Annotated in this window: 11 protein-coding genes; 6 read left to right on the top strand and 5 right to left on the bottom strand. The window is 68.7% G+C overall.

The features are described from left to right. Both ACTHK2_RS11860 and ACTHK2_RS11855 read left to right on the top strand, forming a co-directional pair. Nucleotides 1–546: M23 family metallopeptidase (locus tag ACTHK2_RS11860; RefSeq protein WP_440245922.1), on the top strand; the 546-nt coding region annotated here is incomplete at its 5' end. Nucleotides 547–657: 111 nt separating this feature from the next. Next, nucleotides 658–1,161, top strand: coding sequence for a response regulator (locus tag ACTHK2_RS11855; protein WP_440245921.1), 504 nt, complete (start codon nt 658–660; stop codon nt 1,159–1,161). A gap of 42 nt (nt 1,162–1,203) precedes the next feature. Here ACTHK2_RS11855 and ACTHK2_RS11850 read toward each other — a convergent pair whose 3' ends face one another. From ACTHK2_RS11850 to ACTHK2_RS11835, 4 genes are all read right to left on the bottom strand, one after another. Next, entirely contained in the window at nt 1,204–1,425 is a 222-nt protein-coding gene (locus ACTHK2_RS11850) for a hypothetical protein (protein ID WP_440245920.1), read from the bottom strand. A gap of 83 nt (nt 1,426–1,508) precedes the next feature. Next, nucleotides 1,509–3,110 carry an ATP-dependent DNA ligase gene (locus ACTHK2_RS11845; RefSeq protein WP_440245919.1) on the bottom strand — a complete coding sequence of 534 codons (1,602 nt, stop codon included), beginning with the start codon at nt 3,108–3,110 and terminating at the stop codon, nt 1,509–1,511. Then, entirely contained in the window at nt 3,110–4,102 is a 993-nt protein-coding gene (locus tag ACTHK2_RS11840; protein WP_440245918.1) for a ligase-associated DNA damage response exonuclease, read from the bottom strand. Before ACTHK2_RS11840 ends, ACTHK2_RS11845 begins: the two co-directional genes overlap by 1 nt. A 35-nt stretch (nt 4,103–4,137) precedes the next feature. Next, nucleotides 4,138–4,644: a pyridoxamine 5'-phosphate oxidase family protein gene (locus ACTHK2_RS11835; RefSeq protein WP_440245917.1), complete on the bottom strand. Its 507-nt coding sequence runs from the start codon at nt 4,642–4,644 to the stop codon at nt 4,138–4,140. Between the two features lie 351 nt (nt 4,645–4,995). Between ACTHK2_RS11835 and ACTHK2_RS11830 the strand changes: the two genes are divergently transcribed. After that, on the top strand, nt 4,996–6,507 hold the full coding sequence (locus ACTHK2_RS11830; RefSeq protein WP_440245916.1) for a TolB family protein: 1,512 nt from the start codon (nt 4,996–4,998) through the stop codon (nt 6,505–6,507). A 4-nt stretch (nt 6,508–6,511) separates the two neighbouring features. Here the strand turns inward: ACTHK2_RS11830 and ACTHK2_RS11825 are convergent, their stop codons facing one another. Next, nucleotides 6,512–6,844 carry a hypothetical protein gene (locus ACTHK2_RS11825; RefSeq protein WP_440245915.1) on the bottom strand — a complete coding sequence of 111 codons (333 nt, stop codon included), beginning with the start codon at nt 6,842–6,844 and terminating at the stop codon, nt 6,512–6,514. 296 nt (nt 6,845–7,140) lie between these two features. On the opposite strand from ACTHK2_RS11825, the gene ACTHK2_RS11820 reads away from it, so the two are divergent. The 3 genes from ACTHK2_RS11820 to ACTHK2_RS11810 all read left to right on the top strand — a co-directional run. Beyond that, nucleotides 7,141–7,623: an Hsp20 family protein gene (locus tag ACTHK2_RS11820; protein ID WP_440245914.1), complete on the top strand. Its 483-nt coding sequence runs from the start codon at nt 7,141–7,143 to the stop codon at nt 7,621–7,623. A 186-nt stretch (nt 7,624–7,809) separates the two neighbouring features. Then, a complete protein-coding gene (locus ACTHK2_RS11815) occupies nt 7,810–8,412 on the top strand; it encodes an aspartyl/asparaginyl beta-hydroxylase domain-containing protein (RefSeq protein ID WP_440245913.1) in 603 nt (200 codons plus the stop codon). A gap of 278 nt (nt 8,413–8,690) precedes the next feature. Then, nucleotides 8,691–9,600: choice-of-anchor J domain-containing protein (locus tag ACTHK2_RS11810; protein WP_440245912.1), on the top strand; the 910-nt coding region annotated here is incomplete at its 3' end.

Below are 9,600 nucleotides of genomic sequence, written 5' to 3'. Positions count from 1 at the left end.
GTCGTGCTGCAGGCGGGCGCCGCGAACGGCGGTCATCGCAATCGCAGCGGGCAATTCGCGATCGATGCGATGGGCACCGATGCGGCGTGGTCCGTGTGCGCGCCGGGCGACGGCAAGACGAACAGCGACTACCCCGGTTGGGGCCGCGAATTGATCGCGCCCGCCGCGGGCGTCGTCGTCGCATTGCGCGGCGATCGGCCGGACCAGCCGGTCGGCGACACCAGCGATCCGGCGTATTTCGCACCCGAGTTCCAGAAGCAGGGGGGCGGCGATCCGGGCAACCACCTCGTGATCGACCACGGCCACGGCGAGTTCAGCCTGCTCGCGCACTTCATGGCCGGCTCGCTGCGCGTGGCCAAGGGCGATCGCGTCGCGCAGGGCCAGGTGCTCGGCAAGCTCGGCCACTCCGGCGACACCAATGCGCCGCACCTTCACTACCAGTTGCAAGCCGGCCCCGATTGGGAGAACGCGGACGCGTTGCCTTGCCGCTTCGCGAATGTGGACGAGGAGATCCTCGATCGTGGCACGTATTTCGAGGCACGCTGAACCGCCCGTCGTCGCAGGGGCGGGCGCGAAGCCTCGCAAGCTGAAACGCAGATAAGCGCCGCCGCTGTCGACGGATGACGCACGCGGCTCGAGCGGCTAAGGTGGATGCACGTGCTGCGCCGTCCGCGCGGCGCCAGGCTGGCTGCCCGGAGGCAATCGACCGTGATGAAACCAGGCTACCGCCCCATCCTCGTCGTCGAAGACGACCGGTTCGATGCGGAAATGATCCAGGAGGCGCTGCACGAGGTCGGCGCGCCGAACCCGGTGGAACGCGTGGAAGACGGCGCGGACGCGGTCGACTTCCTGTTCCGCCGCAATCGGTATGCCGGCCGCTCCGACGAGGCGCCGGCCCTGGTCCTGCTCGACATCAAGATGCCGCTCATGGACGGGTTCGAAGTGCTGCGCACGATTCGCGAGAGCGATTACACCCGGCAGATTCCCGTGGTGATCCTGACTTCGTCGAGCGAGGAACGGGACATCACCCAGAGCCGCGACCTCGGCGCGAATGCCTACGTCGTGAAACCGACCGACGCACAGATGTTCTCACAGGCCGTCCGCACCGTGGGCGAGTTCTGGACGAGGCTCAACGAGCTGCCCTTGCACACGGCCTACTGAGATCGCGCACTCGGCGGCGTGCTGCCGCCGGAGCGGGATGCCTCAGCGCAGGTTCGGCAGCATGCCATCGCCGATGCAGGCGATCCCGCCGTCGCTGCGCGCGAGCGGATGACCGACGGTGAAGGCCGAAAACGCGGGCAGGACGAGTTCCCGGTCGCCGACGGCGAAGCACGGGGTCGACCGCCGAAACTGGGTGACGACGAGTGCGGATCCGCCGCGTCGCAGCGGCGCCAGACCTCGCGCTGGAACGGCGCGGGCCGCCATACGCGCGTGGCGAACCCGTCGGCGAGCGGCGTGTCGTACCGCGTGCGCACCGGTGCCGGACGCGGGTCCGCGCCTGGCCGATTTCATTGCGCCAGCGCCTTCAATGTATCGAGGCGATCCGCGTCGCCGAACTTTTTGTCCGTGCGCCAGCGGAGGATGCGCGGAAAGCGCACCGCGACGCCCGACTTGTGCCGCGTGGAGCGGTTGACCGCTTCGAAACCCAGTTCGAAGACGTGCTCGGCCTGCACCGAACGCACCGGCCCGAAACGTTCGAGCGTATGCGCGCGGATCCAGCGGTCGAGCCGCAGGATCTCCGCGTCGTCGAGCCCCGAGTACGCCTTCGCGACCGGGACGAGCGTGTCGCCGTCCCACAGACCGAACGTGTAGTCGGTATAGAGCGTGCTGCGCCGGCCGTGGCCCGATTGCGCGTAGATGAGCACTGCGTCGATCGTCAGCGGATCGACCTTCCACTTCCACCAGTCGCCGCGGCGCCGCCCCACCTGGTACACCGAAGCAAGGCGCTTGAGCATGAGTCCCTCGGCGCCGCGCTCACGCGCGGTCGCGCGGGCCTCGCGCGCGGCGTCCCAGTCGTCGAACACGATCGAGGGTGACAAAGCGAAGCGCGGATCGTCGGTCGCTTCGACGACAGCCGCGAGACGCCGACGACGTTCCGCAAGCGGCAGCGCGCGCAGATCCTGGCCCGCCTTCTCGAGCAGGTCGTAGGCGATCATCCGCGCCGGGGTATCGGCGAGGATCTTCGGCCCGGGTTTCCTGCGCTGGATGCGCGTCTGCAACGCGCCGAACGGTAGCGGTGTCGGGCCATCGCGCCAGGCGACGAGTTCGCCGTCGACGACCACGTCGCCGGGCAATCGCAGCGCCATCGCTTCCAGTTCCGGGAAGCGGCCATCGAGGCGCTCTTCGCCGCGCGACCACAGCGCGACCTCGCCGTCGCGACGGATCAGTTGCAGGCGGATGCCGTCCCATTTCCATTCGGCAAGCCAGTCGTCGACCGGGCCCAACGACTCCGGCTCCGCCTCGAGCGGGGAGGCGAGGAAGAACGGGAACGGCGAGGCGCGGTCGGAGGGCAGCGCCTCGCGCGAGAGGAGTCGCTCGAAGAACTCGGCGCCGGGTTCCCAGGCGCCGAGCATGCGTTGGGCAATCAGCGCGACGTCGATGCCGGCAACCTCCGCGAGTGCCTGCTGCACGAGGCCCTGCGATACGCCGACGCGCAACGCACCGGTCAGGAGCTTGTTGAACAACAAGCGCTCCGCGAACGGCAGCGTGCGCCATGCCTCGACGACGACCGCGCGGCGCGCCGCTTCGTCCGCATTGGCGACCGGCAACAGGCGCTGCTCGATCCATTCCGACAGCGGAACATCGGCGGCGCGCTGCGCAGGGTCGTCGAGCAGGAGCGCGAGGGTCTCCCCGAGATCGCCGACCGCGTCGTAGCACTCGTCGACGAGCCAGGAAGGCGTGCCGCTTTCTTCGGCGATCCATTCGCGCAGCTCGCGCGCATTGGCGATGCGTTGCTTCGCGCCGCCGACGCGGCCGCCGCTGAGGAGCAGCAGGGCCCACGCGGCGTCGCCCGGCGCGGCCTCGCGGAAATACGCGACGAGGGCTGCGCGTCGATCGCCGGTGGCGGTGCTGCGTTCGAGCGTCGTGTAGAGCTCGGCGAACCGGCGCATCAGTCGTCACCGCCGTACTGCGTCGCGAACGTGCCGGCGTCGATGCCGCGCTCGCGCAAAGTGCGCACGAGCGCGTCCGTATTGCCGTGCGTCGCGATCACGCGGCGCGCGCCAGTCTCCTCGATCGTGCGCAGGAGCGAGGGCCAGTCGGCATGGTCGGAGACGACGAAGCCACGGTCGCGGTTGCGGCGGCGTCGATTGCCGCGGATGCGCATCCAGCCCGACGCGAAGCCTTGCTGCGCGCGACGGAAGCGACGGATCCACGGGCTGCCCGCGGCGGAGGGCGGCGCAATGACGAGCTGTCCGGAGAAGTCGCGGCCTTTCGCCGTGTCGGCGACGCGCTCGGTCGCGAGCAGCGGCACGCCGGCGTCGCGGTAAACGGCGACGCCGGGTTCGATCGCACCGTGCACGAACGCGGGCCGGTCGATGATCGCCGCGAGTTCGGCGAGAAGGCGCTGCGACTTGCCGAGCGCGTAGCAATAGAGGATCGCCGCCTCGCCCTCGGCCGCGCAGGCGTCGCGCCAGGCGACGATCTCGCGTGCCACGTCGCGCGTGTCTGGCCAGCGGTAGATGGGCAGGCCGAACGTCGCTTCCGTGACGAATACGTCGCAGGGGACGACGGCGAACGCGCGACAGGTCGGATCGTGCTGGCGCTTGTAGTCGCCCGAGGCGACCCAGACGCGCCGTCCGTCGTCGATGCGCACCTGGCACGAACCCAGCACGTGTCCCGCCGGATGGAACGACACGCGTACGCGGCCGATGTCGAACGGTTCGTCGTACGCGTGCACGCGGTATGCCTGAGCGCCGAGCCGCCATTCGAGGATCGCCAGGCCTTCGTCGACGACGTGGTATTCACCCATGCCTTCGCGCGCGTGGTCGCCGTGACCATGCGTGATGACCGCGCGCGCGACCGGCTTCCACGGGTCGATATGAAAGTCGCCCGCGGGGCAGTACAGCCCGTTCGGACTCGCGACGAGGAGGTCGTCGTCCATGCGCTGGCGCCGGCGGCGCGACGTGGCCGAGCGCGCTACGCGACGGGGACGTTGGCGTGGTCGCCGATCGCCGGCTTCGCCCCCGTCACGGCTGCCGCGAGCATGAGCGTCGCTGCGACGAGGCGGTTCGGCCCATCCCACAGTTCGGCATGGTTCGGGGAGACCTGGATCACGCGGATCTCCGGATCGTCCGCGTCGTCCCACCAGGCCTTCGCGGCGACGCCGAAGAGTTCCCTGATTTTCGCGCGATCGTTGCTGACGATGGCCTGGCCCGTGAACGTCACGTACTCGTTCGAACCCTCGTCGCCGAACGCGACGACGACCTCGGAGCAACGTGCGATCTGGTCGATCTTGGACGAGTCCTTGCTCGTGAGGAAATACAGCGCGCGCGCATCCTCCTCGACCGTCACCGCCATCGGGCGCAGGTGCGGGCGCGTTTCGTCCACCGTCGCCAGGAATGCGCTGCGGTTCTTGCGCGCGATCGTCCACGCACGCTCGAGCAGTTCTCCTTGTGTCTTGCCCGTCGCTTCTTCGTTGGCCATGAGGGGTCTCCTTCGGATGGGGCCTAACACTCTGCCGTGCGCGAATGCACCGGCCATGAATGCGACGCGCGGGCCGAACCCATCGCCGGCCGGCAATCGGGGGACCTCGCGTCGACACGCAGCGGCTGCCGGTCGGCTCCGGATATCGGCCGGCGGCAGGTTCCCCGACCAACACCACCGTCGTGGACGCCGGTGCGTGTCGCTCGCGATGCGCGGGCCACCGCGCTAGGATGCCGGCGGTCGTCCTGATCGGCGACGCCGAGCGCATACGTTGCCGGTTCCGAGACCGGCATGCCGGCGCCTGGCGTGTTCTGTCTTCCTTCCGCGTAGTGATCGGCACGGAGGCACGCCATGCATCGATCCATCGTCGTCCTGGTTGCGGCATTCGCGTTCGGGCGGGCCGCGTATGCGCTGGACCCTATCTTCGCCGACGGGTTCGAGTTCCATGATTTCCCGCCCGATCCGATCATCGATGCGGGTGCTCCCGCGGATTCGCCGACGTTGTTCGGCGTCCCTGGCGCGCCGGGCGGCGGGCCGTGCCTTGCCGATCCCGCGGTCGGCACGCTCTTCCCGAACAACTGGCAGCGCCCTCGCTTCACCTGGATACCCGCCGGCGGCGAGAACCTGTTCGAACTGCGCCTCACCGCGCAAAACCAGGCGCATGCGCTGGTCGTCTACACGACCGCGTCGTCGTGGACGATGCCCGCGAACATCTGGACGGCATTGACGCAGCACACGGTCGATCGCGCGATCACGGTGAGCGTGCGTGGTGCGACGTATGCGTCCGGCAGCCTGACCAGTGGCCCGGAAAGCGGGTCGACCGGCGCCGTCCGCATCGCGCCGGTGCCGGCATCGGGTGCGATCGTCTACTGGACGGGTGCGCCGGGCGGCGCGCTCACGCGCGGCTTCCGCATCGGCGACGAGACGGTCAAGGACATCTTCGGCGCGGCGGACGTGAGCGGAGGCTGCTTCGGTTGCCACGCGGCGACACCCGACGGCGCGTTCGTCGGGTTCTCGGCCGGCCCGGGTGGTGGCCCGGGTCTCGCGTTGCTCTCCGCCGACGGCCAGCACCTCACGCCATCGTTCATCAGCGCGAGCGCGCAAACCTTGATGGCACGCCCGGATCAGGACGCGCCGTCGTTCTCCGCGCAGCACTGGACGAGCGGCGACCGCATCGCGCTCACGATGTACCAGTCGAACATCATCTGGACCGATCTCGAGGCGGCGTCGGCCGCGCAGGGGACAGGCTGGGGCATCGTCGCGCGCGCCGGTGAAACCGCCAACGCGGCATCCGCGTCCTTTGCGCACACGAGCGACGACATCGTGTACGTGTCAACGCCCGACCCCGTCGCGCTCGGCGTCACGGTCACGAATGGTGACATCCGCGTCGTGCCCTACAACGACCGCGCGGGCGGAACGCCGGTGACGGTCGTCGCGAGTGCGGACAACGAGTATTACCCTGCGTTCTCGCCCGACGACCACTACATCGCCTATGACCGGGCGCCGGTGGGCACGAGCAGCTACAACAACCCGCAAGCCGAGGTATACGTGAGCCGCGCGAGCGGCGGCCAGCCCGTGCGCATCGCGGCCAACGACCCGGTGGCCTGCACGGGGCAGGCAAGCCCCGGGGTCACCAACAGCTGGCCCCGCTGGTCGCCGGCCACGAGCGACAGCAGTGGACGCCGCTACTATTGGCTCACGTTTTCCTCGACCCGGCGCGGCGGTATCACGCAGATCTACGTCGCCCCGGTCGTCGACGACGGCAACGCGCTGCTCACGTATCCGGCGCTCTATCCGTGGAATCAGGCGCCCGGCGATGCGAGTCATACGCCGGTTTGGGGCGACTTCGCGATTCCGTTCTGATGCGTCAGCGCTCGCTCTGCGCGGGCTCCGACCGGCCTTGCTCGATGCCCGGATGACGCGCGCCGTCGTCGGCGATCGCCGGCGAATGCAACCACCGCTCGCCCGCTACGATGCGGAAAGCAGGCAAGTCGCCACTGCGGGCGATGCTATGCAAGGCGTTCAGCAGCCGGTGCGCGATCAGCCCGCGCCGGTGCGGGCCACGGCGTGCGTTGACGAGCAGATCGAACCGGGCAAAGCCGGGCGGCGAAGGAATGGGTTCGAGGCGGAAATCGAAATCGAGGTCGGCGAGGATCGCCGGCAGGTCCGGCGCGTCTTCGGCCACTTCGAGCGTGGCCATGAGACACCACTGTGAAGGATCACGGCGGACGGGAGAGATCATGAATGAGCACCTCTGCGGGTTCGCTGGAGAAAAGACGGCCCTGACGGGCCCCGGGAAAAGGGACCGTCGTCCCGCGGAATTGGTTCCCGGAATTTTCGTTTCCGCAAGCCGCACGGCCGCTGAACAGGGGCCCTTGAAACGGGAATGCCGATCCCTAGATGCGCGTTGCGGGCGCCCGAAGGGGCCCGCCGTGAGGGCGCCGTGACGGGCGCCGCTTCATGTCCATGTTGCTTGCAACCAAAGAGGATATGGCTATGAGGACCACACTCGATTTCTCCCCGCTGTTCCGCACCGGCATCGGCTTCGACCGCATCTTCGACGCGCTCGAGAGCGCGAGCCGCGTGCAGCCGATGGACAACTGGCCGCCGTACGACATCGTGCGCGTCGGCGAAGATGCCTATCGCATCGTGATGGCCGTGGCCGGCTACGATCGCGACGAACTCACCCTGACCGACCGCCCGAACCTGCTCGTCGTCGCAGGCGCGAAGCGGGAAGCCGAACCCGCGGCCGACAGCGTGTACCTGCACAAGGGCATCGCCGGTCGCACGTTCGAACGCCGCTTCGAGCTCGCCGACCACGTGAAGGTCGCAAACGCGTCGCTGGACAAGGGCCTGCTCACGATCGAACTGCAGCGCGAGATCCCCGAGGCGCTCAAGCCGCGCCGCATCGAGATCCAGAGCGACCGCGCGAGCACGACGCGCGCCCCCGCGCAGATCGAGGCACAGAAGGCGGCCTGATGCGCAGCGCAGGCGCCCCCGAACGGGGCGCCTGCCTTTTTCCGCGTGGAACGCCGGAGCCGCTGCGTTCGGTGACGGCGGCGGCAAGGCGATCCGTTGCTGCGCGGCTTGATCCGCTCACGGCTTTCTGGCTGTTGTCGGCATGGCATGCGAAGCTGGAGCCACGAAGCAGGCAGGGCAGGGGCAATGGGTCTTCCAACGGCGACGGCGCGTCGAACCTCGCGCTACCCCGACCGCGTTCGGCTGCCGCTCGCGTTCGACGTGCCCGCATTGGCGGCGGAGGTCGATGCGCTGCAGCGTGGCGACTGGATCGAGCATTTCGTCAAGCAGAACTATGCGGGCGACTGGAGCGTCGTGCCGCTGCGCGCGCCCGCGGGCGAGACGCATCCGATCCGCATGATCTACTCCGATCCGTCGGCCACCGCATGGGTCGACACGCCGTGGCTCGATCGCGCGCCCACGCTGCGCCGCGCGATCGCCCGCTTCGACTGTCCCGTGACGGTGGCGAGGCTCATGCGCCTGGCGCCGGGTTCGCGCATCCACGAGCACAGCGACAACGACCTCATGGCCGAGAACGGCGTCGCGCGCATCCACGTGCCGATCACGACCAACCCCGGCGTGACCTTCGTGCTCAACGGCACGCCGCTCGCGATGCAACCCGGCGAAGCATGGTACCTGCGCCTCGCCGATCCGCACTCGGTACGCAATGAGGGTGCGAGCGACCGCGTGCATCTCGTGCTCGACGTCCACGTCAATGCGTGGCTCGAGAGGCTGCTAGCCTCGTCGTGAGGTAACTGCACCAGGCGTGCGCGCATGGGCCGCTACCGCGGTTCGCCACGCGTCCTCGCGGGCGCTACGCTCTTCGAAGGGCGTCGCCGATTCCGTCGCTCCGACACACGAGCAACACGTGATCCTTGTGCGAACGACGGAAGTCGCAATGCACACGCGGCACGCAACTTGCAGGCAGCATCGCCCGAACATTCCAGGCGGGGGGCGTCACTCATGCTCGTTGCATCCGTTGTCCATATCAGTCAATGCGTCGCAACTTCGAACCTCGGAGGTCAGGCATGAGCCGCGCGAGCCTCCGGCTCGCCGCGGGCGCTTTGCTCGCCGCCGTCTCCGGCCTCGCTTTCGCCCAGGCCTACACCGAGGACTTCGACAACGTCGGCCTGCTTGCAGGCAGCGGCTGGGTGATCCAGAACAACAGCCAGCCGCTCGGGCCGAACTCCTGGTACCAGGGCATACCCACGAGCGCGACACCCGACCCGGGTCCGTTCAACGCATTCAACGGGGCGCCGAACGCGTACATCGCGGCCAATTTCGCCGCGACGACGGGCGGCTCGGGCGTGATCAGCGACTGGCTCGTCACGCCCAACCGCACGTTCCGCAACGGGGACGTCTTCCAGTTCTATACCCGCAGGCCGACCACGCCGGCCGGCGGTACCGAGTTTCCCGACCGCCTCGAACTGCGCCTGAGCACGAACGGTGCGAGCACCAACGTGGGTTCGACGGCGGCGACGTTCGGCGACTTTTCGACGCTGCTGCTGTCGATCAACCCGACGCTCGTGACCAACGTCTACCCGGCGGTGTGGACGCAATACACGGTCACGATATCGGGCCTTCCCGCGCCGACATCGGGCCGCATCGCATTCCGCTATTTCGTCACCGGTGCCGGCCCGTCCGGATCGAATTCCGACTACATCGGCGTCGACAACGTCGTGTACTCGCCTTATGTGTGCCCGGTCGTCACGGTAACGCCGTCGACGCTGCCCGGCGCAAACTGGGGGCAGCCGTACAGCCTGTCGCTGAGCCAGACCGGTGCGCTCGGTGCGCCATCGTTCGCGATCACCGCCGGTGCCTTGCCACCGGGCATGACGTTGTCCGCCAACGGTGCCTTTTCGGGCTCACCGACGGCCACCGGAACCTTCAACTTCACCGTGACCGTGGGTGATGCGAGCGGGTGCAGCGGGTCGCGGG

The sequence above is a fragment of the Dokdonella sp. genome, from assembly GCF_051958935.1.
Taxonomy (GTDB): Bacteria; Pseudomonadota; Gammaproteobacteria; order Xanthomonadales; family Rhodanobacteraceae; genus Dokdonella_A.
The sequence above is the reverse complement of the archived record's forward strand: the minus strand, read 5'-3'. Positions and strand labels throughout refer to the sequence as shown.

Bases quoted from the DNA above. Each gene is read 5' to 3' on its own strand.
- ACTHK2_RS11850 (WP_440245920.1), bottom strand. From the start codon at position 1,425: ATGGCGGCCCGCGCCGTTCCAGCGCGAGGTCTGGCGCCGCTGCGACGC.
- ACTHK2_RS11845 (WP_440245919.1), bottom strand. From the start codon at position 3,110: ATGCGCCGGTTCGCCGAGCTCTACACGACGCTCGAACGCAGCACCGCC.
- ACTHK2_RS11840 (WP_440245918.1), bottom strand. From the start codon at position 4,102: ATGGACGACGACCTCCTCGTCGCGAGTCCGAACGGGCTGTACTGCCCC.
- ACTHK2_RS11835 (WP_440245917.1), bottom strand. From the start codon at position 4,644: ATGGCCAACGAAGAAGCGACGGGCAAGACACAAGGAGAACTGCTCGAG.
- ACTHK2_RS11830 (WP_440245916.1), top strand. From the start codon at position 4,996: ATGCATCGATCCATCGTCGTCCTGGTTGCGGCATTCGCGTTCGGGCGG.
- ACTHK2_RS11825 (WP_440245915.1), bottom strand. From the start codon at position 6,844: ATGGCCACGCTCGAAGTGGCCGAAGACGCGCCGGACCTGCCGGCGATC.
- ACTHK2_RS11820 (WP_440245914.1), top strand. From the start codon at position 7,141: ATGAGGACCACACTCGATTTCTCCCCGCTGTTCCGCACCGGCATCGGC.
- ACTHK2_RS11815 (WP_440245913.1), top strand. From the start codon at position 7,810: ATGGGTCTTCCAACGGCGACGGCGCGTCGAACCTCGCGCTACCCCGAC.